25 protein-coding genes are annotated in these 25,179 nt (G+C 59.6%); 14 read left to right on the plus strand and 11 right to left on the minus strand.

All coding sequences use genetic code 11. The features are described 5' to 3' along the window. The first annotated feature begins 31 nt into the window (after window positions 1-31). Both ACQUSW_RS09425 and ACQUSW_RS09430 read left to right on the plus strand, forming a co-directional pair. On the plus strand, window positions 32-1,402 hold the full coding sequence (locus ACQUSW_RS09425; protein ID WP_428932040.1) for an O-acetylhomoserine aminocarboxypropyltransferase/cysteine synthase family protein: 1,371 nt from the start codon (window positions 32-34) through the stop codon (window positions 1,400-1,402). Between the two features lie 59 nt (window positions 1,403-1,461). Beyond that, window positions 1,462-3,018, plus strand: coding sequence for a Mur ligase family protein (locus ACQUSW_RS09430; protein WP_428932041.1), 1,557 nt, complete (start codon window positions 1,462-1,464; stop codon window positions 3,016-3,018). Here ACQUSW_RS09430 and ACQUSW_RS09435 read toward each other — a convergent pair. Then, window positions 3,015-3,890, minus strand: a complete 876-nt coding sequence (locus ACQUSW_RS09435) for a sulfurtransferase (RefSeq protein WP_428932042.1) — start codon at window positions 3,888-3,890, stop codon at window positions 3,015-3,017. The genes ACQUSW_RS09430 and ACQUSW_RS09435 overlap by 4 nt on opposite strands. Before the next feature lie 32 nt (window positions 3,891-3,922). Here ACQUSW_RS09435 and ACQUSW_RS09440 point away from each other — a divergent pair, with 32 nt between their 5' ends. The 4 genes from ACQUSW_RS09440 to ACQUSW_RS09455 are packed head-to-tail and all read left to right on the plus strand — an operon-like array spanning window position 3,923 to window position 7,445. Beyond that, entirely contained in the window at window positions 3,923-4,906 is a 984-nt protein-coding gene (locus ACQUSW_RS09440; RefSeq protein WP_428932043.1) for a Gfo/Idh/MocA family protein, read from the plus strand. A gap of 29 nt (window positions 4,907-4,935) precedes the next feature. Then, window positions 4,936-5,859: an NYN domain-containing protein gene (locus tag ACQUSW_RS09445; protein WP_428932044.1), complete on the plus strand. Its 924-nt coding sequence runs from the start codon at window positions 4,936-4,938 to the stop codon at window positions 5,857-5,859. Between the two features lies 1 nt (window position 5,860). Further along, window positions 5,861-6,484 (plus strand): DUF4166 domain-containing protein, encoded by a 624-nt coding sequence (locus ACQUSW_RS09450; protein ID WP_428932045.1) that lies wholly within the window; start codon window positions 5,861-5,863, stop codon window positions 6,482-6,484. Next, on the plus strand, window positions 6,477-7,445 hold the full coding sequence (locus ACQUSW_RS09455) for an epimerase (RefSeq protein WP_428932046.1): 969 nt from the start codon (window positions 6,477-6,479) through the stop codon (window positions 7,443-7,445). The genes ACQUSW_RS09450 and ACQUSW_RS09455 overlap by 8 nt, the downstream gene beginning before the upstream one ends. 1 nt (window position 7,446) lies before the next feature. On the opposite strand, the gene ACQUSW_RS09460 is transcribed toward ACQUSW_RS09455, so the two are convergent. Beyond that, the gene (locus ACQUSW_RS09460; protein ID WP_428932047.1) at window positions 7,447-7,854 is read right to left on the minus strand and encodes a PLD nuclease N-terminal domain-containing protein; all 408 of its coding nucleotides are present in this window, start codon (window positions 7,852-7,854) and stop codon (window positions 7,447-7,449) included. A gap of 127 nt (window positions 7,855-7,981) precedes the next feature. On the opposite strand from ACQUSW_RS09460, the gene pgi reads away from it, so the two are divergent. Together pgi and ACQUSW_RS09470 are read left to right on the plus strand one after the other, a co-directional pair. After that, the gene (gene pgi, locus ACQUSW_RS09465) at window positions 7,982-9,661 is read left to right on the plus strand and encodes a glucose-6-phosphate isomerase (protein WP_428932048.1); all 1,680 of its coding nucleotides are present in this window, start codon (window positions 7,982-7,984) and stop codon (window positions 9,659-9,661) included. 121 nt (window positions 9,662-9,782) lie between these two features. Next, a complete protein-coding gene (locus ACQUSW_RS09470) occupies window positions 9,783-9,995 on the plus strand; it encodes a putative acetyltransferase (protein WP_428932049.1) in 213 nt (70 codons plus the stop codon). On the opposite strand, the gene ACQUSW_RS09475 is transcribed toward ACQUSW_RS09470, so the two are convergent. The 4 genes from ACQUSW_RS09475 to ACQUSW_RS09490 all read right to left on the minus strand — a co-directional run bounded on the left by ACQUSW_RS09475 (window position 9,996) and on the right by ACQUSW_RS09490 (window position 14,063). After that, window positions 9,996-10,463, minus strand: coding sequence for a hypothetical protein (locus tag ACQUSW_RS09475; RefSeq protein ID WP_428932050.1), 468 nt, complete (start codon window positions 10,461-10,463; stop codon window positions 9,996-9,998). A 69-nt stretch (window positions 10,464-10,532) separates the two neighbouring features. Continuing rightward, window positions 10,533-10,943: a DUF3224 domain-containing protein gene (locus ACQUSW_RS09480; RefSeq protein WP_428932051.1), complete on the minus strand. Its 411-nt coding sequence runs from the start codon at window positions 10,941-10,943 to the stop codon at window positions 10,533-10,535. Between the two features lie 81 nt (window positions 10,944-11,024). Then, a complete protein-coding gene (locus ACQUSW_RS09485) occupies window positions 11,025-12,464 on the minus strand; it encodes a sulfatase family protein (RefSeq protein WP_428932052.1) in 1,440 nt (479 codons plus the stop codon). 51 nt (window positions 12,465-12,515) lie between these two features. Further along, window positions 12,516-14,063 carry a DUF3604 domain-containing protein gene (locus tag ACQUSW_RS09490; protein ID WP_428932053.1) on the minus strand — a complete coding sequence of 516 codons (1,548 nt, stop codon included), beginning with the start codon at window positions 14,061-14,063 and terminating at the stop codon, window positions 12,516-12,518. 149 nt (window positions 14,064-14,212) lie between these two features. Between ACQUSW_RS09490 and ACQUSW_RS09495 the strand changes: the two genes are divergently transcribed. Genes ACQUSW_RS09495 through ACQUSW_RS09520 form a run of 6 tightly spaced genes read left to right on the plus strand, consistent with a single transcriptional unit; the run spans window position 14,213 to window position 20,633 of the window. Beyond that, complete coding sequence (locus ACQUSW_RS09495; RefSeq protein ID WP_428932054.1) at window positions 14,213-15,499, plus strand: ABC transporter substrate-binding protein; 1,287 nt, start codon at window positions 14,213-14,215, stop codon at window positions 15,497-15,499. Next, window positions 15,496-16,458 (plus strand): carbohydrate ABC transporter permease, encoded by a 963-nt coding sequence (locus ACQUSW_RS09500; RefSeq protein WP_428932055.1) that lies wholly within the window; start codon window positions 15,496-15,498, stop codon window positions 16,456-16,458. The genes ACQUSW_RS09495 and ACQUSW_RS09500 overlap by 4 nt, the downstream gene beginning before the upstream one ends. Then, complete coding sequence (locus tag ACQUSW_RS09505) at window positions 16,451-17,296, plus strand: carbohydrate ABC transporter permease (RefSeq protein ID WP_428932056.1); 846 nt, start codon at window positions 16,451-16,453, stop codon at window positions 17,294-17,296. Before ACQUSW_RS09500 ends, ACQUSW_RS09505 begins: the two co-directional genes overlap by 8 nt. After that, entirely contained in the window at window positions 17,293-18,633 is a 1,341-nt protein-coding gene (locus ACQUSW_RS09510) for a sulfatase family protein (protein WP_428932057.1), read from the plus strand. Before ACQUSW_RS09505 ends, ACQUSW_RS09510 begins: the two co-directional genes overlap by 4 nt. After that, complete coding sequence (locus ACQUSW_RS09515; RefSeq protein ID WP_428932058.1) at window positions 18,634-19,713, plus strand: LacI family DNA-binding transcriptional regulator; 1,080 nt, start codon at window positions 18,634-18,636, stop codon at window positions 19,711-19,713. Beyond that, window positions 19,710-20,633, plus strand: a complete 924-nt coding sequence (locus tag ACQUSW_RS09520; RefSeq protein ID WP_428932059.1) for an N-acetylglucosamine kinase — start codon at window positions 19,710-19,712, stop codon at window positions 20,631-20,633. Before ACQUSW_RS09515 ends, ACQUSW_RS09520 begins: the two co-directional genes overlap by 4 nt. Here ACQUSW_RS09520 and ACQUSW_RS09525 read toward each other — a convergent pair. From ACQUSW_RS09525 to ACQUSW_RS09545, 5 genes are all read right to left on the minus strand, one after another. Then, window positions 20,626-20,976 (minus strand): DUF4190 domain-containing protein, encoded by a 351-nt coding sequence (locus tag ACQUSW_RS09525; RefSeq protein WP_428932060.1) that lies wholly within the window; start codon window positions 20,974-20,976, stop codon window positions 20,626-20,628. The genes ACQUSW_RS09520 and ACQUSW_RS09525 overlap by 8 nt on opposite strands. 104 nt (window positions 20,977-21,080) lie before the next feature. After that, window positions 21,081-22,073 (minus strand): carbohydrate kinase family protein, encoded by a 993-nt coding sequence (locus tag ACQUSW_RS09530; RefSeq protein ID WP_428932061.1) that lies wholly within the window; start codon window positions 22,071-22,073, stop codon window positions 21,081-21,083. Window positions 22,074-22,250: 177 nt separating this feature from the next. Beyond that, window positions 22,251-23,345, minus strand: a complete 1,095-nt coding sequence (locus ACQUSW_RS09535; protein ID WP_428932062.1) for a glycoside hydrolase family 172 protein — start codon at window positions 23,343-23,345, stop codon at window positions 22,251-22,253. Between the two features lie 30 nt (window positions 23,346-23,375). Then, window positions 23,376-24,251, minus strand: a complete 876-nt coding sequence (locus tag ACQUSW_RS09540; protein WP_428932063.1) for a carbohydrate ABC transporter permease — start codon at window positions 24,249-24,251, stop codon at window positions 23,376-23,378. Further along, window positions 24,251-25,177 (minus strand): carbohydrate ABC transporter permease, encoded by a 927-nt coding sequence (locus ACQUSW_RS09545; RefSeq protein WP_428932064.1) that lies wholly within the window; start codon window positions 25,175-25,177, stop codon window positions 24,251-24,253. The genes ACQUSW_RS09540 and ACQUSW_RS09545 overlap by 1 nt, the downstream gene beginning before the upstream one ends. Between the last annotated feature and the right edge of the window lie 2 nt (window positions 25,178-25,179).

The following is a 25,179-nucleotide window of genomic DNA, read 5'->3' on the forward strand; positions in this document are numbered from 1 at the left end:
CGTATCTGCCGGGTGCGAGCATGATGGGGGCATGACCACTCGGCTTGGCTTTGCGACTCAGCAGGTGCAGGCGGGGTACACCCCCGGTGCCACCTATACGGGGGCTGTGCCGCCTATTTCACAGACGGCGGCGTACCAGTTTTCTTCTTTGGCCGAGGCTGCCGATCTTTTTGCTCTGCGGCAGGCGGGGAGCCTTTATAGCCGCAATGCCAGCCCCACCCAGCAGGTGCTCGAAGAGCGTGTGGCGCTGCTCGAGGGCGGGGTTTCGGCGGCCGCTGTCGCTTCGGGGCAGGCCGCCGTCGCTATGGCTCTTTTGGCTCTTGCGGGTCGCGGCGGCCACATTGTTGCTGCCCATCAGCTGTATGGCGGCACGGTCGATCTGCTGCACGATACTTTTGCCGACTGGGGCATTACGACCACCTTTGTCGATCAAGACGACCATGAGGCGTGGAGTAGCGCGGTACAGCCCCACACCCGCGCGTTTTTTGCCGAGTCGGTGGCGAACCCTGTTGCGCAGGTGCTCGATATTCAGGCGGTGGCCGACCGTGCGCACCGGGCCGGTGTTCCGCTGGTGGTCGATAACACGGTCGGCACGCCCTATCTTGTGCGGCCGGGTGAGCACGGTGCCGATGTTGTTGTGCATTCGGCGACAAAGTTGTTGGGTGGCCATGGCACGTCGCTGGCCGGTGTGATTGTTGATCAGGGTTCTTTTGATTTTGGTCACGAACCCGAACGCTGGCCCCAGTTCACCAAACCCTATGCCCGTTTTGGTGACCTCGTGTTGTGGGAGCGTTGTGGGCGCGGTCAGGCTCTCACGACCCTCATCAAGTCGCAGTATGTGCACGATCTTGGTCCCTCGCTGTCACCGTTTAATGCGCACGAGATTCTCTTGGGGTTAGAGACGCTAGATTTACGGGTTGCCCGGCAGGCGGCAACGGCGCAGCAGGTGGCCGAATTTTTGCAGCAGCATCCGGCTGTCGCTCGTGTTAATCATCCGGGTCTTGCCGGTAATGCGTGGCATGGTTTGGCGCAAAAATATTTGCCGCGGGGCGTACCCTCGGTGTTCTCGTTCGACCTGCATGAACGCGATCACGATGGGGCTCCGGATGCCGCGGGTGCGGCGTCTGCCCCGATACCTGCGCCGACGCTGCGTACCGCCGCCGATTTCGCGGCCGGTTTTGAGCGCGTTGCTCGAGTCGTCGATGCTTTGCAGGTGGTGCGCCTGGTGGCAAACATTGGCGATGCCCGCAGTCTGGTGGCGCATCCTGCGTCGATGACGCACGCGCATATGACGCTGCAGCAGCGCGCGGACGCCGGGATTACACCCACTACGATTCGGCTTTCTGTGGGGCTCGAAGACCCCGAAGACATCGTGCGCGACCTCGCCCAGGCGCTACGGTAGCGGGCAGTGGTTGGGGCTGCGCCGGGCTCGAGCGCGGCCTCGCCTAGAATTGGGATGTTATGGCGTCTTTCGAGCAGTATCCCGCATCACGCCTCGACAGTCGCCCCGTCGAGGAATACCGCAGCACCCTGGGCGCGCTGGCTACACACCTGACCGGTACGGCCTCGCCACCCGACAGCGTGGGCGGTGCAGCTCGTGCTTTTGCTCCGGATGCTGCGTTTACCGGTGTCACGATGAATACGGCGCTCGTGCGCCCGGGCGACCTTTTTGTTGCCGTGCGTGGCGAGAACAGTCACGGTGCTCGTTTTGCGGGCGCTGCGCATGAAGCAGGAGCCGCCGCTGTTCTTACCGACCGCGAGGGTGCAGCGCTGGTGCCAGAGGGACTGCCGACTCTTGTGGTTGATGACCCCCGTCGTGCAGCAGGGCCCGCCACAATGCACCTGTATGACGACCCGGCCGCAGCCCTCACCACCGTGGGGATTACCGGTACGCAGGGTAAAACGACCACGGCGTTTTATGTGGCGGCAGCGGCGGGTATGCAGCAGTCGGGCACGATCGGTTCGATCGGTGTCACGGTGGGCGATGACTTTTTTCCGCCCACACTCACCACGCCCGAGGCTCCCGAGCTTCATGCGCTGTTTGCAGTGATGCGTGAGCAGCGTCTTTGCACCGTGGCGGTCGAGGCGTCGAGCCACGCGCTCATGCTGGGCCGGGTAGACGGTTTTGCTTTTGACACGGGCGTGTTTTTAAACCTGGGCCATGATCACCGCGATTTTCATCCCACCCAAGCCGACTATTTTCAGGCGAAAAGCATTCTGCTCACCCCCGAACACGCCCAGCGCGGCGTTGTCGACATCGACAGCCTGTGGGGCCGCACGATGGCCGAGCAGGCGACCGTGCCGGTAACAACGGTGTCTGCTGCGGGGCATCCGGCAGACTGGCGTGCCGAAGCGATCGAGCTGCGCCCCGATGGTTCGTCGTTTATTGTGCACTCGCCCGCGGGCGAAGCAGTGCCTTTTACCACCCAGTTGACGGGCGCTTTTAACGTCAACAATATTCTCGCGGCCGTCGCTGCCCTCAGCCCCGCACTGCCCCTCGAACAACTGGCCGCGGGTATTGCGGCGCTCCCTGCTGTCGAGGGCCGCCTGCAAAGGTTTGATCACGGCCAGCCGTTTACAGCCATTGTTGACTCGGCCCACAAACCCGAAGCGATTGCCGCAGCACTCAGCGCTATTCGCACCACGGCACCCGACACCCGCATTATTACCGTGCTGGGTGCCAACGGGCACCGTGATGCTTCAAAACGCCGCATGATGGGGCGCTTTGCCGCGATGGTGTCAGACGTACTGATTGTGACCGACGACAACCCTTACACCGATGACCCGGCGCTCATTCGTGCCGCGCTCATGGATGGCGCGCGCTCGTCGCACGTAGAGATTATTGAAATCGGTGACCGCCGCGAAGCGATCTTCGCCGCAGCACGGATGGCCCGGCCTGGCGACACCGTCGCTATCCTCGGCAAAGGACACGAACGCTACCATGCGCTCGCCGATGGCGACATCGCCTGGTACGACCCCGACGTGCTGCGCGAAGCGATCGAAGCGACGCTGGCCTAGATCGTCGCTTCTGCCTCGTCAATTGGCTCGTCCTCGGTGGCGGGGCCTGTTTCGATTTCGGCACCGGGGGTGTTTGACCAGGCGCTCCACGAGCCGGGGTACAGCGTTACTTCGCGGCCGATGAGGGTTCCGGCCAGCGCAAGTTGTGCCGCTGTGACGCCGGAACCGCAGTATGCGGCGATGGGAATGTTCTCGCCGGCACCGACCGTTTCAAAGGCCGCGGCAATGGTCACCGGGTCGTGAAAACGGCCGTCATCGGTGAGAATCATCGACATCGGCAGGTTGTGGGCACCGGGAATATGGCCGGCAACAGGGTCGAGTGGTTCTGTTTCGCCACGGTAGCGCTCGGGAGCGCGGGCATCTAAGAGCACTCCTGTCCACTGCGCGACCGATTCGGTTGTCAGCACATCATCAAGCCCCGGATGCCGCACTTCTCTGTCTCCGGGCTGCGCCTCGACACCCCCCTGTTCGGCCTCTCCCCCGGCGGCGAGCCACGCTTTCCATCCGCCGTCGAGCACACGAACGTTGTCGACGCCCGCGCGCTGCAGCGCCCACCAGGCACGGGAGGCGGGCAGCATCCGGGCGTCATCATAGATAACCACCGGCACACCCTGGCGTAGCCCCCAGCGACGCACGGCCTCGGCAAAGTCGGCGTCGTGCGGTAGCGGGTGGCGGCCCTCATCGGGCGTGCCGTGGCGCGAGAGATCACGGTCGAGGTCGACGAATACGGCACCGGGAATATGGCCGGCAAGGTACTGCTCATAGCCGTCGGTGTGGCCCAGTCGCCATCGCACGTCGAGCACGTGCACGGCAGCCCCCGTTTTTTGCAGAGAAAGTAGTTCGTCAACCGTGATCACAGGAGAAACAGCCATGCGCCATTGTCTCACCCCGTACGCTGGATGTCATGACGGGTTTACGATGGGGAATTCTTGCCACGGGCGGTATTGCTGCCGCCTTTGCTTCTGATCTGCGCACCGAGGGTTTGGCGTTGCAGGCGGTGGGTTCGCGCAGTGCTGCTTCGGCCCAGGCTTTTGCTGAACGCTTCGATATTGCGCGGGCACACGCCAGTTATGAAGAGTTGGCCGCCGACCCCGACATCGACATTGTGTATGTGGCTACCCCGCACCCTATGCATCATGAGAATGCCCGGATGCTGCTCGAAAACGGTAAACATGTGCTGGTCGAGAAGCCGTTTACCATCAACCGTGCCGAGGCGCATGATCTGCAGACGCTAGCCGCCGAGCGGGGCCTACTGGTGATGGAGGCTATGTGGACGCGGTACCTGCCACACATGGTGCGCATCCGTGAGATTGTGGCCGCGGGCACGCTGGGCGAGCTTCGCAGCATGCATGCCGATCACACACAGAGCCTGCCGGTTGACCCGGCGCACCGCATAAACGCTCTCGAACTGGGTGGCGGGGCTCTGCTTGACTTGGGGATTTATCCGCTGTCGTTTATTTGCGATGTGCTGGGTGTGCCCACCGGCATCCGGGCTCTGGCAACCCTGGGTGAGACGGGGGCCGACACCGAGGTGGGTACCGTGATGCTGCATGAGGGCGGCGCAGTATCGACGTCGCTGTCATCATCGCGAGGTGCGGGAGCCAATACGGCCACGATTGTGGGCACAAAGGCCCGCATCGACGTTGACCGCGTGTGGTACACACCCACGAGTTTTCGCGTGACGAGCGCCGATGGCACGGTGCTCGAAGAGTACGACGGCAGTATTCCTGCCGGTCGCGGTATGCAGTTTCAGGCGTTTGCCGCCGAACGTCTCGTGGCAAGCGGTAGCTGGGCCGGAGACATTCTTCCGATCGCCGAGAGCGTGGCCATTATGGGCGTGCTCGATGACATTCGTGCCCAGATCGGGCTGAAGTATCCGGGCGAATAAGCTGCCACGAGTTTTCGAAAGGACACCCTATGGCTGACCCGCAAGATTCCCGCGTCGCCGTCTATCTCGACTTCGACAACATTGTTATCTCGTGGTACGACCGCGTACACGGCCGAAACGCTTATGGTCGCGACCGGCAGCGCATTGCTGAAAACCAGAATGACCCCGAAATTGTCGAGCGGCTAGCCCAGGCAACCATCGATGTGGGCGCGATTATCGACTACGCGTCGTCGTTTGGGTCCCTCGTGCTCACGCGCGCCTACGCCGACTGGTCACTGCCCGTCAACGCCGAGTATCGTGCACAGCTGGTGGCCCGCGCGGTCGATCTGGTGCAGCTTTTTCCGGCCGCCGCCTACGCCAAAAACGGGGCCGATATTCGGTTGGCCGTCGACACGGTCGAAGACATGTTTCGTCTGCCCGACCTCACCCACGTGGTGATTGTTGCCGGTGACTCCGACTACGTGCCCCTCGCGCAGCGCTGCCGCCGCCTGGGCCGCTATGTGGTGGGCATGGGGGTTGCCGGGTCGACCGCAAAGTCGCTGGCTGCTGCCTGCGACGAGTTTCAGGCCTACGATTCGCTCAGCGGCGTGGCCCCTATTGCTGCAGCACCCGCCAAAAAATCGCGCTCAAAGTCGACGAATAAGTCGGCGCCGCAGGCTGCAACGACCCCGGATGCTGAAGCTGACCGCACCGTCGACGATCCCGCCGCCGACGACCAAGCCGAGGCCACCCGTCTGCTGGCCCGCGCCCTGCGGCTCGGCCACGATAAGTCAGACAGCGATGAGTGGCTGCACAGTTCGGCAGTAAAAACGCAGATGCGTCGCATGGACCCCTCGTTTAGCGAGAAATCGCTCGGCTACCGTTCGTTCTCCGACTTTTTGAAATCGCGCGACGACATCGCCGAGCTCGAAGAAACAGGCCACGAGCGTCTCGTGCGCTTGGTGGAGCAGTAACATGCCTGCCGTACCTCGCTCACCCTATGTTCGTGTGCTGGGTGAACGCATCCACCGGCTGCACCCCGAGCTGCGCGCCTATTTTGGCCCGCTACCGCACGGTGCTGTCGGCCGGGGCGAAGGTGTATTTCATACCGCGGGCACCCGCAAGGTATGGCTGCGGCCACTGCTGAATATTTTTGCTCGCCGCGGTGTGGTGTTCGGTGGCTGGGCTACCGAGATTCCGTTTACGGTAGAAAACCGGTCGATCGCGAGTCGCCGTCTGGCCGAAAGAACCTTTCACCTGCCGCGCGGCGCATGGACAATGCGCGATGCGATCGTCGCTGGAACCGGCGGCACCCTCATCGACGAGCTCGGTGAGCCGGGTCTGGTGCGAGCGTCGTTCTCGCTCGCAGTCGAGCACGGCGACCTCCTGATGACCAGTACCGCTATGGGGCTGCGCTGGGGGCGACTACGCCTGACCATTCCGCGGTGGATAGCGCCCCGCATCCGGATTACGGAAGCCTGGGACGACGCCGTCTCGCAGCAACACATCAGCCTCACGGTTGACATGCCTATCATGGGTCGCATCTACGAATACGACGGACACTTTACCTACCGCGTCGAACAGGAAACCCATGACTAACCCCATTCATCCGGGTCGTGTCGTGCTGGGAGGATCCACGGGATTCATCGGCCAAAGACTCGTCGAACACTACACACTTCTCGGCCGCGAAGTGGTTACCATCTCGCGCCGCAACGCTGACCTCTCGTGGCACGACCAAGAAGGCATCAATCAGGCAGTCGACGGTGCTGCACTCGTCATAGGCCTGGCCGGTAAAAGCGTCAACTGCCGGTACAGCGAGGCGAACAGGGCCGAGATTTTTCGCTCACGCCTCGACACAACAGCGGCACTCAGCACCGCTATTCGCGACGCCAAGAATCCGCCACCGCTATGGATAAACTCGTCGACGGCCACCATCTATCGGCACGCCGAAGACCGTCCCATGACCGAATCAACGGGCGAAATTGGTACGGGCTTTTCGGTCGAGGTGGCCAAAGCATGGGAGCGCGCGCTGTTTGCCGACGACCTGCCCCACACCCGCCGTGTGGCACTGCGCACCGCGATCGTGCTCGGGCACGGTGGGGTGCTGACCCCCCTGTTTCGCCTCGCACGACTGGGCCTAGGCGGGCCACAATACGACGGCTGGTGGCCGGTGAGCCGCAAACGCCGCCAAGCAGGAACAGCTCACGACCCAGGTGCCCGGCGCGGCCGACAGAAGTTCAGCTGGATTCACCTCGACGACGTCGTCGGCATTATCGACTTTCTTGAAAAAGAACCCGCCTGGGAAGGCACCATCAACGCCGTAGCACCCAACCCCTCCGACAACGTCGGGTTTATGGCCGCCGTGCGCCGGGCAGTGGGCATGCCGTGGGGGCTCACCATGCCGCGGTGGATGCTCGAAATCGGCGCGATCGGTATTCGCACCGAGACCGAGCTGATTCTTAAAAGCCGATGGGTGATACCTGAAACCCTCACCGACGCCGGATACGTTTTTCGCCACCCCCACCTCAACGAGGCCGTGCAGCGTTCCCTGCGCGGCTAGGTTATTTGTCGGTGCTGTCGTCGCCGTCGAGACCCAATTCGCGCTTGCGTTTTTCAAGTTCGGCACGCAAACGCCACTCTTCAATCTCGCGGTCAAGGTCAGCAATCTGCTGCTCGGTGCTGCGAGTATCTGCCGGATGCATCGGTGCGGCCGGTGCCTGCGACGGCCGGGGCGTGTGCGGGGCTGCGCCCCGAGTTTGCGGGCGCAGCTGCGGCATCCGAATCCCCTCGCCGTTCCATTCGCGGCCCACAAGAAACCAAATGAGCGAGCCGGCAAACGGCAAGATAATGACCAGCAGAATCCACACAAATTTAGGCAGGTAACGAATCTGGCTGTCGTCGCGAGTGATGACGTCTATCAACGCCACAATCATCAACACGAGAGTGAGCACCGAAATCACCACTGGCATGCCGACAGTTTACGTGCGCCACGTCAATCGGCGAAACAGGGTCGTGACGTGAAACACGATCGTCGCTCGTAAAACACGAGCGGCCAGCACGATGCCGGGCGTGTGCGGCTGCGCTAGCTTTATTGGTATGACCTCTCCGATCGACCCCACCCGTACCGATGCATGGGCCGAACTGACTGCCCTGCACAAAGATTTCACACCCAACCTGCGCGGCTGGTTCGCCGACGACACCGAACGCGCCACAAAACTCACGTTTGACCTGGCCGATTTGCGGGTTGACCTGTCGAAGAACCTCGTCACCGACGACATCGCTGCCGCCCTGGTGCGCCTGGCCGAACAGACCGGTGTCGCCGACCACTATGCAGCCATGCTGGCTGGCGAACACATTAACACCACCGAAGACCGCGCCGTGCTGCACACCGCCCTGCGCCGCCCCGCCGGTGCCGCGCCCGCCCTCACCGTTGACGGGCAAGACATCGACACCGATGTTCACGAGGTTCTCGACGCAATGTCGGCCTTTGCCGACCGCGTACGCTCGGGCGAATGGCAGGGCGTGACCGGCAAAAAGGTGACGCACGTAGTCAACATCGGTATCGGTGGTTCTGACCTCGGGCCTGTCATGGTCTATGAGGCACTCAAGCCCTATGCGGATGCCGGTATCGAGGCCCGTTTTATCTCAAACATCGACCCGACCGACCTGGCCCAAAAAACTGCCGACCTCGACCCCGAGACCACGCTGTTTATTGTGGCGTCGAAGACGTTTACGACCCTCGAAACGTTGACCAATGCACGTCTGGCACGCCAATGGCTGTGGGATGGCCTTGCGGCATCCGGTGTTCTTGACGATAACGACGACAGCCGCACGAATGCTGTTGCGCACCACTTTGTGGCCGTTTCTACCGCACTCGACAAGGTCGCCGAATTTGGTATTGATACCGATAACGCCTTTGGTTTTTGGGACTGGGTGGGTGGCCGCTATTCGGTCGACTCGGCCATTGGTCTGGCGCTGGTAATCACATTTGGCCCGCAGGCGTTTAGCGACTTTTTGTCGGGCTTCCACGCTGTTGACGAACATGTGCGCACCCAGCCACTGGAGTCGAACGTGCCGGTGCTCATGGGTCTGCTCAACATTTGGTACGTGAACTTCTTGGGCGCACAGTCGCACGCGATTCTGCCGTATGCGCAGCAACTGCACCGTTTTGCCGCTTACCTGCAGCAGCTGACCATGGAGTCGAACGGTAAGTCGGTGCGGTGGGATGGCACACCCGTCACCACCGACACGGGCGAAGTGTTTTGGGGCGAACCCGGCACCAACGGTCAGCACGCGTTCTACCAGCTGATTCACCAGGGCACGCGGCTGATCCCGGCCGACTTTATTGCCTTCGTCAACCCCGCCTACCCCCTCGCCGACGATGGCCGCGACGTGCACGGGCTGTTCTTGGCGAACTTCTTGGCGCAAACAAAGGCGCTGGCATTCGGCAAGACGGCCGAAGAAGTAGAGGCCGAGGGCACGACTGGCCCACTGGTGGCTGCCCGCGCCTTCAGTGGCAACCGCCCCACCACGTCGATTTTTGCTCCTGCACTCACCCCGGCCGTGCTGGGTCAGCTTATTGCCCTGTACGAACACATCACCTTCACGCAGGGCGTGGTGTGGGGCATCAACTCGTTTGACCAGTGGGGTGTCGAGCTCGGCAAACAACTCGCACTACAAATCGCCCCCGCTATCGAAGGCGACCAGGCAGCGATCGACGACCAAGACGCCTCTACCCAGGCGCTACTGGCCTACTACCGCGAACACCGCAAGTAGCCGCGTAGCCGGTACACAACATCGAGGGGGTCACGCGTGTGGCCCCCTCCGTGCTGTGCCATACATGCCACTGCACTCCGCAACACAGCACTTGCAGTGCAGAGTCGGTTTATCATCGGGTGTGGTTAATCTTGTGCCGGGTATGCGTGTGGTTGTGCGATACCTGTTGCCCGATGGTCGTGCCACCGATGCTTTAGGCATGCTGCTCGCCGCCGACAAAGAGTCCCTCACTGTCGACGGTAAACGTGGCGTAGTCACTGTTATGCGCTCAACGATCGTTGCCGCAAAAGAGGTGCCACCGCCTCCGCCTCCGCGCCAGCGGCGACGTGACTAGCTAAAAGCCCCGAACGTTGTGCTGTGCCGCTATGACGCGCATCCATTCACGGAGTGACACCGGGGCCGGCCCAAGATGGAACAGTCTGTTTTCGTGCGCCGCTTCAATCACCAGGTGATCCAGGTCGTGCCAGCTCGCGACGTGACGGCAACGAGGGCACTGATTAGCGTTGTACGACGCGCCCCGCGCACGTGCCGGACGATCGACCAGCTGCCGTGCCCGCCCTTTTTGTCCAAGGTTTTCTAATAGCCGCTGGGCCGTGTGCACAGCATCCGGATTCTCCACCACTACCGGCATAGCAAAATGCTGAATCACCCCGTCGTCTTCGTCTATGCTGCCCGGCCAATATTGCATTGCATTATCTGGCTCCGGCGAGATGGCACGCATCCACAGCACCCACCAGAATGGTTCACCGCACTGGAAACAGCGGTTCTTATACAGCGAGATTTGGACTTGTACTTCAGGCATTTCTCTCTTTCAGCCAGGTCGTGACTATACGCATCCGCGGGCAATGAAACCTGCGGGAGCAGAGTAGCGCTAAGCCGAAAATTCGTAGTCAAACCACATGTGATGGGTGCCGTCGGCGTCGATGGTGATTCCACCAGTGCCTTCGATTCCGGCAAGGTCGCCGGTGCCGCTCGCGGGGGCGATAAGAAAGAACTCGTTGGCGCGGTCTTCTCCGGTGGTTGTTGCCGAGTGCATAAAGTTGAAGGTTCCGGCGCGGTCGTGCAGGCTGCCTTCGAATGATTCCATGGCGACATAGGCGCCGGCCCCTGTCTCGGGGTTTCTCGCATAAGTAAATACGGTGGTTGATGTGCCCGACACTTCGCCGTCATAGCGCTTGTTTATCTGCGAGACGCCCACGGGCGTTGCGGTTTCTGGTGCGCCGTCGATCGTGACGTCGAGCGGGGTGAACGCTTCTACCGTAAAGGTTGCTGTTGCACGCACTGTTCTCCCTTGACCCTTGCGTTCGCTCTACTCGCTTTACAACGTAACGCGTTAGCGGTTGCTGGGGAAGCTTTCCGGATGCTACGCAGATTCAGCGATCAACGTGGGCACCGCCTGTGTGTGGTGGGGCTTGTCGCCGAGCTCAGCCTGCAGTCGCCACAGTTGTGCTGTCAGCTCGTCCACTACATCGTTATAGGCCGGGTCGAAGTAGACATTGGTGAGCTCATCAGGGTCGGTCTGCATGTCGTAGAGCTCCCATTCGGGCGCGAATGACCGCCCCGACGTGCCCGGCAGCCCCAAGCCATCGCCATAGAAATAGATGAGCTTATAACGGGTTGTACGCACACCATAGTGGGCGAGCACGCGGTGTTGGCCATCGTCGTTTTCCCAGTAGCGGTAGTACACCGCGTCGCGCGTGGGAGCGTCGGGCTCGTCTGTCAGCTGCGGCCAGAAGCTCACACCCTGCATGCGGGGGCTCGCCTCAATACCCACACACTCAAGAATTGTTTGCGCGAAGTCAACATTGGTGACCATCTGCGTCAACGGTTCGGTGCGCACAGGAATGCGCGCCGGGTAGCTGATGAGCAGTGGCATCCGGATCGATTCGTCGTACATAAACCGTTTATCGAACCAGCCGTGGTCTCCCAAGAAGAACCCCTGGTCAGACGTGTACATGAGCAGTGTGTCGTCGAGGTTGCCGCTGTCGCGTAGCCACTGGGTCACACGGCCGACATTGTCGTCGACCGAGGCGACGCAGGCCAGGTAGTCCTCCATGTAACGCTGGTATTTCCACAGCGCAAGCTCTTCTCCGTGCAGGTGCGCGGGCGGAAGCTGCTTCAGGTCTCGCAGGTTGAGGTCTTCACTCACGCGCATCACCGCACGGCGAGCAGCATTCGAGCGTGTGGCATGGTCGTCGGTGAAGGTGTCGGGCACGGCAATCTGCTGATCAGCGTACATTCCGGCGTGAGCCTCATCGGGCTCCCACGAACGGTGCGGAGCCTTGTGGTGAATGAGCAGGCACCACGGTTGGTCATCGGGCTGCTCGCGAGCCCACGCAAGCGCCAGGTCGGTGATGATGTCGGTGGCATAACCCTCGATAACCTGCTCGCCATCTTCGGTGATAATCAACGGGTTGAAATACTCACCCTGGTCGCGCAGCACGGCCCAATAATCAAAGTTCTGCGGATTATGGTCGGGCCCCTCGCCCAGGTGCCACTTTCCGACAATCGCTGTGCGGTAGCCCTCGGCCCTCAGGTGTGAAACGAATGTTTCTTGCGCGGCATCCATGGGTGTCGCAAGCGTCGTGACGCCGTTGACGTGACCATAGGTTCCCGTCAAAATCGATGCCCGCGAAGGTGTGCACAGTGCGTTAGTGCAGAAACAGTTGTCAATACGCTGGCCGCGCTCGGCAATGGCGTCGATATGCGGAGTTTTATTCACGACCGAACCGTATGCGCTTATGGCATGCGAGGCATGATCGTCGGTGAGAATAAGAACAATATTGGGGCGCCGTTGCGTCATAGTCTGCTCCTCTTTGAAATACCCGTTTAGTTGCTCGATTTCTGTGCGCGATTACTGTGCTCGCTCAACCCAGATGGGCGAGCTCCACGCGTACTGGTCGTTGACCTGGCGCACTCGCACGTAATACCAGTCACGGGTGCTGTCGCTACTGCCCGGGTCGGTAAAGCTCATCTGCACGGACCGCTGCGCGTGGTCCGCGGCACGGTGCAGCAAAATGGCGGGACTCAAGAACCCGCCGGTGTACTCCGAGTGCGAACCAGCACGCAGCTGGCCCACGGTGCGCTCCACACGAGTGCCATTGGCTACGACTTCAAGGACCGTGTCATCGTCGCCAATAACATGCAGTCCCAGCTGCTGCGTCGAGTCGGTCATCACCGTGTGGTTTCCGCTCGTGTGGGTGCGCAGAGTGATGGTGTGGTCGTCGACCAGGCGCCAGTCGCTGAGCGATTCGCCTGTTGATTCACCGGCTTTTCTCGTGGGGTCAACCACGTCGTCTCCGTGCAGCCGCGGGTCGACCGACTCGATGCGGCCGCCCTGCACGGTGATCGTGACATCCCAATCGGCTTCGACGCCGTATTCGCCCCAGCCGACGCTCACGGCAAGCATCCCGTTGAATTCTGTCGTGTGCTTGGCGGTCGGGCGTGCCTGCGCAATAATTTCGTTGTTGCGCAGCACCTCGACGTAGTCGATCTGGTCGCCACCCAATACGTCAACCTCAATGTGGCGTTCGCCCTGCGCACTGATGACCGAACCCATCGGTGCGCCGTTGACCGAGGTTGCCAGCATGATGCGGTCGCCGGTCACAGCATAGGTGCGACGTGCGGCAATGGCATCCCAGATTCCTTCTCGCGTCAGGCTGTCTGCCCACACCATGGCCTTGCCGTATCCGTAGCTGCCCGGGTGTGCACTGTGGTGGTCGGTTGAACCGATAAAACCAAAAGTGTTGCCACGAGCAAGGCCCGACTGCGCGGTGCTTGCGCCATCACGCGGACCCATGGTGTGCAGGTAGGGGCGCGGGCCGGGCTCGTTCTCGCCGCTACCGTGCATCGAAACGATCTCAACGACCGGCGAGAGCTCTTCGGTATAGGTGTCCCAGTTAATCCCTCGCCAGCCGTTCTTGTAACCGATGTGGTGGGGCAAAACGAATGCGGGAATGCCCTGTTTCTGAAACTCCCTCAACTTTTCACGCAGTTCTTCCAGCGACTGCGCCTGCGAAATATCGAGCGGCGCCTGGCCTGCACGAAAGTACACGCAGTGATCACCGTAGGTGAGACTGTGCCACTCAAACGACAAAAAGGTAACAAATTCGCCGTCGACGTGTGCGTTCTCGGTGACCTGTTGCACGTGATCCCACTGCGACGCGAGCCGAGCAAAACCCTCAAGATGGTAGTCGTACACGTGCGCTGGTTCACGCGGAATATCGTGCCACGCGGCATGCCCAGTAACCGTAGCGAAGTCGAGTTGCTGCTTGGCGTTGGCATATGCCTCTTCGATCGACCCGTGCCCGTAACTGATACCGCAGTGGTTGTGCAGATCGCCCGCGTAGGCGGTAAGACCGGCATACGGCTGAAGCGTGGTGGTGGGCCGGGTGAGGGGCATGGGTACTCCTTGCAATGAGTCTGAACGGCTAGCATCCGGGTCGCAAAAAACGAGGATTTTGTGCCCTCACAACGGTTGCAACTTCTCCGGTGCTCGATGCTACGATACGGTTTAGATCGATCTAAAGCAATCGCAGATCAAGGAGGATCATGAAAAACAGCAGATCTCGGAGGCCGTTGATTCGGGCAGCCATTGCCATTACGGCCGGGGCTCTCGTACTGAGCGGCTGCTCGGCCAACAACAGTGGCGGAGGTGCAGAGGGCGAGGTCACTGAACTGATCATCCCCACCAACGTTTCGCCGTGGCTGGACAGTTACAAGAAGATCGCCGCCGAATACGAGCGCGAAACAGGCATCAAAATCACGCTCAAGGAATACCCGTTCGACGGGCTTCGCACGCAGCAGATCAACGATGTTCGCAACCAGTCGCACACTTTCGACCTGTACCAGATCGCCGAGGCTGACACCGGTCGCTTCTATGAAGACGGCTGGGTGCAAAAACTCACCGATGTCGACGAAAACTTCACCTGGCCAGAAAACGTTATTAGCTTTGCCGGTATTGGTGAATGGAACGCCGACAAGCGATTGACCGAAGAGGGCGGCACCCCCTACGCGCTGCCCATCATGGGCATTGTTCAAGAGTTCATGTATCGCACCGACGTGTATGACAAACTCGGCCTCGATGTTCCCACCACGTGGGATGAGGTCATTGCTAACGGCAAGGCCGCAATGGACGCCGGTGAGGTCGATTACGGCTACGTCGTGCGACTGAAGGGTGAAAGTTTCGACTTCACGACCTACCTGCACGCTATGGGCGGTGACTGGTACACCGAAGACTGGGAGCCCGCTCTCGACACCCCCGAAGCCAAGAAAGCGCTTGAGCTTTTCACAGAGCTGACCGAACTGGGCCCGGATGCACCGCAAACCATGGGTCAGGCTGAAGCAACGGCCGTCATGCAGGGTGGTACTGCACTGCAGGGCAACCTGGTTTCTTCGGTGGCAACCGCGCTCGAAGACGAAAACGAGTCGTCTGTCGTGGGCAAGATCGGCTATGCGCTCATGCCCGGCCAGACACCTCACAGTGGCGCGTGGGCGCTGGGTATTCCTGCCGGTTTGCCCGAGGCTCGCACGCAGGCCGCCTACGACTTCCTCACCTGGATTACCGGGAAAGAAGCACAGCAGGCCTGGACCGAATTCGGTGGTGTTCCTGTTCGCACCGACATTGAGTCAGACAACCCCGCGATCGAACAGCTCAAGGAGTCTTCAGAGCACCTTCTGGCTCCGCCCCGATTCCCGTTCGCCACTCAAATGTATGAGACCACCGACCGCGTGATTGCTGAAGCAGTCACCGGCCAGATCTCTCACGACGAAGCGCTCGCGACCATGCAGGAAGAACTGCGGCGGCTCGCGATCGAGGCAGGATATCTTCAAGAATGACCACCGCACGCGCATCGCGCGGCCTTGAAGCGGGGAGCCGGTCAGAGTCAACAGGCTCGGCTCCCCGCCGCAAGCGGCGCCAACCTTTCCCCTGGTTCAAGTACGTCACACTTGCACCACTCGTGGTGTTGACCCTCGCGTTCGTTGCTTACCCGATTTTTGAGCTCATCAAAACGTCGTTCGGCAAGGTGCAGCTTTTTGAAGGCAACCTCACCTGGTCGTTTGTCGGGTTCGACAACTACGCCAAAATGCTCGAAGACCCCATCTTTCCGGTCACGATCGGCAACACCATTGTGTTTATCGTCGCGGCCGTTCTCATTACCGTTTTTCTCGGTGTGATGATGGCGCTCATCACCGACCGTGTTGTTCGCGGTCAAACCTTTTTCCAGAATATTCTTATCTGGCCGGCCGTGATTGCCCCCGTCGTGATCAGTGTGCTGTGGTTGCTCATTCTGAGCCCGCAGTTGGGTCTCATTAACAAGGCGCTGCGGGTGTTCGGTCTCGAGGGCCAGACATGGCTGGGTGACCCGGCGGGTGCGATGGCCAGCATCATTTTTGTTGATGTGTGGCACTGGACTCCGCTGGTGTATCTGCTGGTGTACACGGCGCTGCGCACGATCGATTCATCGATTCTTGAGGCTGCGCAGGTCGACGGAGCCAGCTACCTCAAGATCATTCGTTCGGTGATCTTGCCTATTCTTACGCCCGCCATTGTCGGAGTGGCCGCTGTTCGCCTGATCATGAGCGTCAAGGTCTTCGACGAAATGTATCTATTGACTCATGGTGGCCCGGGCCTTTCGACAACTGTGATCAGCCTGTACATTCGCACCGTCTTTTTTGACCGGCTCGATTTTGGTTATGGCTCTGCCCTGAGCATCGTGGTCATCGTTTCTGTGCTGCTCGCTCTCATTATTGGCGTTGCTGGTCGCTCGCTTTTTACAAGGATTCGTAATGACTAAATCGCACAGCACCAATAGCCGTATGGGTCGGTTTTTTGTCGGCACCGTGCTTGTGGGTGCCACCGCGCTCATTCTGATTCCGTTGGCATGGATGACCTATATTGCGTTTCAAACCCCGCGCACCATTAACGAGCCCGGTTTTGCGCTCAAGTTCTCGCTGTATAACTTCGAGCAGCTTTTCAGCCCTGGTTCGGCGTATGGGCAGCAGGTGGTCAACAGCTTGATCATTGTGACGGGTGCGACGCTGCTCTGTCTGGCGTGTGGCAGCCTTGCGGGCTATTCGCTCAGCCAGCTGAACTGGTCGAACAAGGTTGTGTATTCGGTGTTGGGTGGCGCAGCACTGTTGCAGCTGATTCCGCCGATGACGCTTGTGCCGGGGCTCTATGTCACGCTGCTCAACCTGGGTCTTCTCGACAGCCTGTGGGGCCTGATCGCGCTCAACACGGTGTTTAATCTGCCGTTTGCGACGATTCTTATGAAGTTCTATTTCGACACTTTGCCGATTGAACTGCGTGAGGCTTCGGCTATCGATGGCGCGAGCGAGACCCGCACGTTCCTCACCGTGATGCTTCCGTTGGCGGGCCCCGGCGTGGGTGCTGTTTCGGTGTTTATTGCCATCCAGGTGTGGAACGAGTTTCTGTTCGGTCTGGTGTTCACGTCGGGTGGGGCCCAATCGCCTATCACCGTGGGTATTGCCACCTTTGTTCAACCACAGGCTCTGCAGTTTGGCCCGATGGCGGCGATTGGTGTTATCACGGCGATCCCGATCATTTTGCTTGCGATTCTTGCCAACCGGCAGATTGTGGCTGGCCTCACCCAGGGTGCGGTGAAGGGATGAAACCGGCGCAACCCAATATTGTTCTCATTCATGTGCACGACCTCGGCCGCTGGCTTTCTTGCTACGACAAGCCGTCGGTGCCGAGCCCGAATCTGCAGCAGTTTGCCGATGAAGGCATCGTTTTTGAGAAGGCGTTTTCTACGGCACCGCTGTGTACTCCCGCACGGTCGTCGCTGTTCACGGGGCTTTCACCGCATGCGAACGGCCTGATGGGGCTCGCGCATGCGGGGTGGCGTTACCGCCCCGGTGTGCGCACTCTTCCCGAACTTGTGTCGGGCGCGGGGTACGACACGGCATTGATCGGGTTGCAGCACGAAGACCCCGATCCCCTTGTGCTCGGGTTTGACCACGTGGGTGGTGTGGGCTTTTTGCCCCATGCCGACGCGGTTGTCGACGAATCGGTGCAGTGGCTCGCTGACCGTAACGACTCGGCACCATTCCTACTGGCCGTGGGCTTGTGGGAGGTGCATCGGCCATGGGCTTCGGCCGACTACCCCGCCGTCGATCCGTCGACCGTTGAGGTTCCGGATTATCTACCCGATACTGCAGAAAGCCGCGAAGACATTGCGGCGATGTATGGCTCGATCGCTTTTATGGATCACCATGTGGGGCGCCTGTTGCAGGCCCTTGCGCAGCATCCGGATGCCGAAAATACCCTGGTCATTTTTACGACGGATCATGGTGCGGCATTCCCTGGCGCCAAGGGCACACTGTATGACCCGGGTGTTGAGGTGGCCTTTATTGTGCGGCCCCCTGCTCCGTGGGGTGCATCGCCGAGGCGTGTTTCTGCGCAGGTGAGCCACCTTGATATTGTGCCAACGGTGCTCGAACTAGCCGGCGAAGAACTGCCTGACGAGCTTGAGGGCGAGAGCCTGCTGCCGCACTTGCAGCCCAATAATGTTCCGGATGCCGCCGATGAGCGGGTTGCCGACCGCCTGCTGTTTCTTGAGAAGACCTATCACGACGGGTACGACCCGATTCGGGCGGTGCGCAGCGCGCGGTGGAAGTACATTCGCAACTTTGGCGAGGGTCTGCCCCGACTCAAACTGTCGCTCGACCTCGAGCAGAGTATGACCCGCCGTGGTATGGGTGATGAGCATCTTGCGGCTCGTGCAGAACGTGAGCTTTACGATCTCGCTGCCGACCCCGCCGAGAAAGTGAATGTGGCGGGTGAGAGCGCCGCGCGGTTGGTTATTGATGAGTTGGATGCAGCGCTCATGCAGTGGATGCGGTCGACGGATGATCCACTGCTTCGTGGCCCAATTTCTCCGCCGCCTCGCCCGGTCAGGCATGATGATGGTGGGGAAACACCAGCAAGGCGAGAGACGGCACGATAAATGAGTTCTGAGGCGCAACAGCACGAGGCGCATGATTCTCTTGGTCGGCGTCCCGCCAGACCGGTGAGAATGCTCGATGTTGCTCGTGCCGCCGATGTGTCGCGCGCGACAGTGTCTCTGGTGATGACGAACTCTCCGCTGGTGGCCGACCACACGCGAGAGAAGGTGCTGAAGGCCGCGCAAGAACTCGGGTACGTGTACAACCGGAATGCGGCCAGTTTTCGCACGCAACGGTCGTACATTATCGGACTCGTTGTTTCTGATTTACGTAACCCTTTCTTTGGCGAGATCGCGGCCACTGTACAGCAGTTTCTTTCGGAGCAGGGCTATTTCGTTGTTGTCGTTAATACGCTCGACAATCTTGAACAGCAGGAGCACGCACTGACCCGGCTTTTAGAGTCGCGGGCAGATGGTGTTTTGTTAGTACCGTGCCCGGGCAGTGATGTAGCACGCATACGCGAGGTTAATGAGCTCATGCCGGTTGTGTTGTTGACGCGTGAGCTTGATGCCCCCGAGGTGTCGTATGTGGGCTCTATGGACTACGACGGTGGTGCTGCAGCCGCCCGTCATCTGATTGAGGTGCATGAGTGCCGCCGGTTAGGATTTTTCGGTAACACTGCGCCAGGCAGTGCGGGCGAGAAGCGTTTCAACGGTTTTCGTGACACGGTCGAAGCAGCCGGTGGCACACTCGAACCGATCTGGCAGGGCAACCATATTGAGTTGACTTCGCAGTCGTATCGAGCGTTTCGTACGCTGCTCGAAACGTCGGCACCACCCGAGGGGCTCGTGTGCAACAGTGACAATGTTGCATATGGTGCGCTGCGTGCTCTGCGCGATTCAGGTTTTATGCAGATCTCTGACTGCCGCGTGATTGGTTTCGACGACGTGGAGCAGTCGGCGCTGTGGAGTCCGTCGCTGACGTCGGTGTCGGTGAGCCGCGCCGATTTGGGTGTGAGCGCCGCGCAGACGGTGCTTGCTGCGATTCGCGGAGAGTTGAAACAACCTGTTGTGCTGCGGCATCAGTCACAGTTGCAGGTGCGGGAGTCGTGTGGATGCGCCATGGCAGGAGAAATCGCGTGATTGTTGGCGTTGATATTGGCGGCACAAAAACGCACATTCGCTCACGCGCAGCATCCGGAGCACAACGTGACCTCGTGGTGCCGAGCACTGACTGGCGCAACGGGGGTCTTTTTGATGACCCCGATAATGCTTCTCGGTTAAACAATCTTGTGCATGAGCTTGTGAGCGACGCAGAGGTTTCGGATGCTGCTCGATTAGTGGTCGGTGCGCATGGGTGCGACACTGCCGAAGCGTGTGAAGCGTTTGCCGCTGATCTTGGTTCGCTGCGCGCAGGCCCAGTGACGGTTGTTAACGATGCGGCGCTGCTGGTTGCTGCGACGGGCAATGATGCGGGCCTTGCGGTCATTGCTGGCACGGGTTCGATTGTTGTTGCGGTCTTTGCCGGCCGTCCGCCTTTTGCCATTGGTGGTTTTGGGTGGCTGCTGGGTGATGCGGCGAGCGCGCCCGGTCTTGTGCGGGAATCGGTGAAGCATGTGCTTGCCCGCCGGGACGAGGGTTTGAGCCGCGAGATTTTAGGCGAGCGCCTTATTGCCCATTTTGGGGTGCCCGACGAGACAGAGTTGATTTATCGGCTGGGTGATGCCCCGGTGATCACGGATTGGGCGAGCGCTGCCCCGCTGGTGTTTGGGGCAGCCGATGCTGGTTCTGCACTGGCATCCGGCGTGATCAATGCTGCTGCTGCAGAGCTTGCTACCGATGTTGAGCGGGCGGTCGCGCGCGGTGCGGATGCCAGTGTTGTGGTGTGCGCGGGTGGTGTTATTACTCACCAGCCGCGACTGTTCCGTGCTTTTTGTGACGAGGTGGCGCAGCGCGTGCCCCAGGCGAACGTGCAACTGTTTGACGAGCCGCCCGTCGCTGGGGCCATCGCGCTCGGGCTGCGAGAAGAGGCGTCTGCTCCGCTCGCTACTGACGTCAGTTGAGCGAGGCTGTGCTGGCGGCAATGGCTCCGATCCATAGCACCACGGTGAGAAGGATCACTCCGAGCGTCACATAGCCCAGCACAAGCCCGGTGACTGCCGCGCCTTTGCCTACTCCGCTGGTTTTCGAGTTCTTCACACCGACGTGCCCGAATATTACGGCGAGCACGGCGGGCAGAAAACCGAAAAAAGCTGCGATGAGACCGAGAATCGGAACAAACGACCAAATTCCCACCACAATGGCGACGATTCCGAGCACCAAAGAGGTGACGGCCATTCCGTTACTCGGAGGCTTAATAATCTGGTGCTGATGGAAGGCCTGAGGTGTCTGGGGAGGCTGACTCATACCCGCATAGTACTGAGAAAGCGATGGGCCATGCAGCGCCTCGAACCTTGTTCTGGTTCGCCCTCATAAAAAGTCGTGAATGGACAGGGCGAGGATGCATTTATTTACACACCCGCTCCTCCCCCGCCCTCACTTCCACATGCCGCATCCGGATCATCGGACTGTCCCGAACTGGAGAGCACATTCTGCTCGAGTTCCAGCCGATGGGGCGGGTCTGTACCTGGTCGCGATACGGTCACAGCGGCAGCGGTTGCGGCAACGCGAAGCAATTGAGCAAGTATCTCTGGTTCCACTGCGTGCAAGGCTTCCCGAGAGGCAGCGTCACAAAACCCAGCCTCGAGTAGCCCATGAATTACTGCGCCCATGAAAGTGTCACCAGCGCCCACGGAGTCGACAACAGTCGTAGATACACCAGGCACCGTAACCGTGCCGCCAGAATAGACGGCTGTCGCTCCTGCCGGACCTTGTGTAACAACGACGATTGCTGGTCCGGTGCGCTGCCACGCAGAAGCTGCTGCAACCGGATCAATATCTGGATATAGCCACAGCAAGTCTTCATCGCTTGCTTTCACGACATCAGAGTACGCAACTAGTTCTTCTACCTTCAGTCGCGCAAGCGAGGGGTCGCCGATTAACGATGGGCGAATGTTTGGGTCGTACGTGACAAGCGCCTTGGCTCGCATATTCTGGATGATTTTTCGGACTACGTCAGCGCCGGGCGCACAATAGCTTGCGATAGACCCCGTGTGTACAATCCCGTGCGTGTTTATGGCGAGACCTGTTGGCAACGACCACTCCAGATCAAATTGGTAGCTAGCGGAGCCGTCCACGCCGATATCAGCAACAGAGGTTGCCGTGCGGATTCGAGGTAATCGTTGTACCTCAACTAACGATTCCTCCAGCCATTTTCGAAGGATCTCGCCATGCTTATCGGTACCGAACGCGGTGACGAGAAGCGGTGCGTGGTCCAGTCGGCCGAGAGTCACAGCAACATTTGCGGGGCTCCCTCCCGGAGCTTCTTCCACTGATCCGTCTGCCCGGTGAACAATGTCGATGAGTGCTTCACCAATCACCAGAATCTCGGGGACCGATCGCAATGGAGTTACTATCGTCCTTCGAGCTGTGTTCTTATTCACGTTGAACTCCTGAGTTAATTCATCACGCTTAGCGACATAACGGAGACGGTTCCTGAGTGTCATTTCGCAGTGCGGATCGCAGATGACAGCTGTGCTGCCCTCATCCTTGCGTCGCGAGGGCAGCACAAGTGCATAGTTTTAGCGAGGCCGACGCAGCTGTGCTGCCGGGAGTTCGGGGAACGCTTCACCGATCGTTGTTTGATACCAGTAGGCAGTGGTTGCGATGTCGTCTGATCGTTCGAACAGGCCGTGCTGCCAGGTGCCTATCTGCTGGAGGGTGACGGCAAGTCGTTCTTGGAAGAAGATAGGGTCCGGAAGATGCCAACGGTACACCGCATGCATGGGTAGCATCGGCGTCCAGAAGTCAGAGGCTTTCGTTTCATCCTTGGCACTCGCGTACGGGTATCCAAAGTATGGCGCGCTAAACGTGATCGGTGTTGGTTCCGGATCAGCCCGTAATGCGTCCTGAAAAGCCCATGCCCCTCCCGCATAGTCCTCTAGTCCCGTGCTGCACAAACTGGGAAGTGCGTCATCGTCGTCAATAAAGAACTTGACCTCCCCCTCGCCCCACCAGTAGCGCTGTAGCGATGCCAAGGCGACATAAGTCCCGATGTAAGTACCAGTGCCTTCTACCCCGTCAAGGACCACATGGTCCTCCCCCAGTGCTGTGGTCCCGTTACTTCGGCGCCACTGTGCATGGAAGTATCCAGGCCAATGATCGAAATCATCCCCAGTCGTGTAATCGATCTGGAAAAACACATGGCCGATATCGCCGTCGTGTTCACTGCTGATCTCGAGGCGCGCTCCTGTTCTAAATGGCATGGGGAAGTAGGAGTTCATGCCTCCTGTGGGTGCAACTGTGATCGGTTCAGAAGTCACCAGGGCTCGGGTAGCAAAACCATTGCAGAAGAAGTCCCCCAGTGGCACCTCAACCTGTGGATGATCAGCACCATCCCACCAAGCTCGTAGTACAAGGTCTCGAAGCACGAACGGCCCGGCGTCGGTCTTATCAGCGACTGTGATCCATATGTGGCGGATGACGCCAGGGCCCTCAATATCTGCAAGGATTACTGACCCGCCTGCGGGAAGTTCGTACCAGGCGCTCCCTTTTCGCCCGGCACCGAGGTTCGAACTCGCGGTTCCCGCAGAGCCTGGGGCTCCCGTAGGGTTTTCTGCGTTAATAGCGTGGCTGCGCAGTGATCCGTCGTTGCGCAGACGGTTCCATTCAGTCATCAGGTCTCGTTTCTGTTCGTACCAGTGGGGTTACTTCACCGCGCCCGCGGTCACACCGCGGCTGATCGTGCGCTGGAAGATCAGGAAAAAGATAAGAGTAGGTATCAGGGAAAGCAGCGATCCTGCGTTCACCACGGTGATATCAATCGAGTGTTGCCCCCGTAGAGTGGACAGTGCGATGGGAACGGTCTGTGATGCGGGATCTGCAAGAAGGATCAGTGGGATATAGAACTCATTCCATGACCAGATAAAGATGAACACCACGAGCACCGAGAGCGTTGGCCGCACGATGGGGAAGACAACCGACCAGAGGATCTTCCACCGAGTCGCACCGTCAATCGCTGCGGCTTCGAGAATCTCCTGCGGGAACGTCGACATCACGCTCGACAAGATGTACGTACCGTACGCTGCCCAGAGGATCGTGAAGACGATCACAATAGACCACACTGTGTTCAGTGTTTTCGTTGCTTGCGCACCATAGAAGAGCGGGTAGATCAATGCTTCGTGTGGAATCATCGTCGCCACCAGCAGAATGGCCGTTATTGCAGTGTGCGCACGGATTCGGCCAATCCCGATTGCATACGAGGCCATCAATGCGAGTGCAGTACCTGCAAACGCGATGATCGTCGAGCTGAGGACTGAGTTCCACAACGCTCGCATGAAATTGACCCTCTCTAGATAGCTCGAGAAAGCGTCCAGCGAGAAACTTGTTGGCCATGCCAGTGGCCCGTGTGCGGAGTAGTCCGCCCCGGTCTTAAATGCGTTCAGTACAAGCAGCAGAAACGGCGATGCCATCACTATCGCAATGAGTACGGCAAGAACGAGCATCGCCCAGTTCATCGGTGTGCGACGTGCTGGCCGACGGCGATCAAACTTGGTGGGGTTGAGCAAAGTCGCGGTAGCCATCAGGCGCCTTCCTTCTGGGTATCACGGTGCTGCCAAACGAGCATCAGTATGGCAACGATGAAAATTACGACCGACATCACAGTCGCGATTGCGGAGCCATACCCGACTCGTGATAGTTCGAAGAAGTTGCGGTAGGCGTAATAAGACGGGACCGTGGTAGACATTTCAGGCCCACCACCAGTGAGGATCAGAATCGGGGCAAAGACCTTCAGCGCAGCGATCGTTGCGGTGAGTACGACAACGAAGATTTCGGGACGAATCTGGGGAATCGTAATCGCCTGAAACCGTCTCCACCAACCCGCTCCGTCAAGTTCAGCCGCTTCATAAAGCTCGGGGTCGACCCTCTGAAGAGCAGACATGAAGATCACCACGGGGTAACCGATCTGTAGCCACACCAGCATCAGCATGACCGCATAGATTGCAATGTCCGGGTTACCCAGCCAATCGGGCACCCGTTCAATGCCTAGACTTTTAAGCCCAAGGTTTATTGACCCCTTTTGAGTATCGAGAATCCAAGCCCAGATAAACCCAGCCACCGCGATGGGGAGAATCTGAGGAACATAGTAGGTAGCTCGCAGTACTGCTACTGCGCGATCACCGAAACGACGACCGAGGTAGTCAAATAGCAGAGCTGCTAGCAGGATTCCGATCACAGTTGGGATGACCGTGATCGCGACAATCATCGCGAGACTGTTCTGAAACGAGAGCCAGAACGTGCGGTCGCCAAATAGATTGGTGTAGTTCTCGAACCCTGCCCATCGCATGGGAGCCTGCCCGCCTTTCCAGTGGAACAGGCTGGTGTAGACGTTCATAGCGAACGGTGCGGCTACCACCACAATGAATCCGGCGGTTAGGGGGATCAAGTAAAGCCAGTATGAGGCTCGGGCGCTCAGTGAGCGACGCACCGACGTGGCAGCGGAAGACATGA

The organism is Microbacterium luticellae, assembly GCF_050408645.1.
GTDB lineage: Bacteria > Actinomycetota > Actinomycetes > Actinomycetales > Microbacteriaceae > Microbacterium.

Bases quoted from the DNA above. Each gene is read 5' to 3' on its own strand.
- ACQUSW_RS09425 (WP_428932040.1), top strand. From the start codon at position 32: ATGACCACTCGGCTTGGCTTTGCGACTCAGCAGGTGCAGGCGGGGTAC.
- ACQUSW_RS09430 (WP_428932041.1), top strand. From the start codon at position 1,462: ATGGCGTCTTTCGAGCAGTATCCCGCATCACGCCTCGACAGTCGCCCC.
- ACQUSW_RS09435 (WP_428932042.1), bottom strand. From the start codon at position 3,890: ATGGCTGTTTCTCCTGTGATCACGGTTGACGAACTACTTTCTCTGCAA.
- ACQUSW_RS09440 (WP_428932043.1), top strand. From the start codon at position 3,923: ATGACGGGTTTACGATGGGGAATTCTTGCCACGGGCGGTATTGCTGCC.
- ACQUSW_RS09445 (WP_428932044.1), top strand. From the start codon at position 4,936: ATGGCTGACCCGCAAGATTCCCGCGTCGCCGTCTATCTCGACTTCGAC.
- ACQUSW_RS09450 (WP_428932045.1), top strand. From the start codon at position 5,861: ATGCCTGCCGTACCTCGCTCACCCTATGTTCGTGTGCTGGGTGAACGC.
- ACQUSW_RS09455 (WP_428932046.1), top strand. From the start codon at position 6,477: ATGACTAACCCCATTCATCCGGGTCGTGTCGTGCTGGGAGGATCCACG.
- ACQUSW_RS09460 (WP_428932047.1), bottom strand. From the start codon at position 7,854: ATGCCAGTGGTGATTTCGGTGCTCACTCTCGTGTTGATGATTGTGGCG.
- pgi (WP_428932048.1), top strand. From the start codon at position 7,982: ATGACCTCTCCGATCGACCCCACCCGTACCGATGCATGGGCCGAACTG.
- ACQUSW_RS09475 (WP_428932050.1), bottom strand. From the start codon at position 10,463: ATGCCTGAAGTACAAGTCCAAATCTCGCTGTATAAGAACCGCTGTTTC.
- ACQUSW_RS09485 (WP_428932052.1), bottom strand. From the start codon at position 12,464: ATGACGCAACGGCGCCCCAATATTGTTCTTATTCTCACCGACGATCAT.
- ACQUSW_RS09490 (WP_428932053.1), bottom strand. From the start codon at position 14,063: ATGCCCCTCACCCGGCCCACCACCACGCTTCAGCCGTATGCCGGTCTT.
- ACQUSW_RS09495 (WP_428932054.1), top strand. From the start codon at position 14,213: ATGAAAAACAGCAGATCTCGGAGGCCGTTGATTCGGGCAGCCATTGCC.
- ACQUSW_RS09500 (WP_428932055.1), top strand. From the start codon at position 15,496: ATGACCACCGCACGCGCATCGCGCGGCCTTGAAGCGGGGAGCCGGTCA.
- ACQUSW_RS09505 (WP_428932056.1), top strand. From the start codon at position 16,451: ATGACTAAATCGCACAGCACCAATAGCCGTATGGGTCGGTTTTTTGTC.
- ACQUSW_RS09510 (WP_428932057.1), top strand. From the start codon at position 17,293: ATGAAACCGGCGCAACCCAATATTGTTCTCATTCATGTGCACGACCTC.
- ACQUSW_RS09515 (WP_428932058.1), top strand. From the start codon at position 18,634: ATGAGTTCTGAGGCGCAACAGCACGAGGCGCATGATTCTCTTGGTCGG.
- ACQUSW_RS09525 (WP_428932060.1), bottom strand. From the start codon at position 20,976: ATGAGTCAGCCTCCCCAGACACCTCAGGCCTTCCATCAGCACCAGATT.
- ACQUSW_RS09535 (WP_428932062.1), bottom strand. From the start codon at position 23,345: ATGACTGAATGGAACCGTCTGCGCAACGACGGATCACTGCGCAGCCAC.
- ACQUSW_RS09540 (WP_428932063.1), bottom strand. From the start codon at position 24,251: ATGGCTACCGCGACTTTGCTCAACCCCACCAAGTTTGATCGCCGTCGG.
- ACQUSW_RS09545 (WP_428932064.1), bottom strand. From the start codon at position 25,177: ATGTCTTCCGCTGCCACGTCGGTGCGTCGCTCACTGAGCGCCCGAGCC.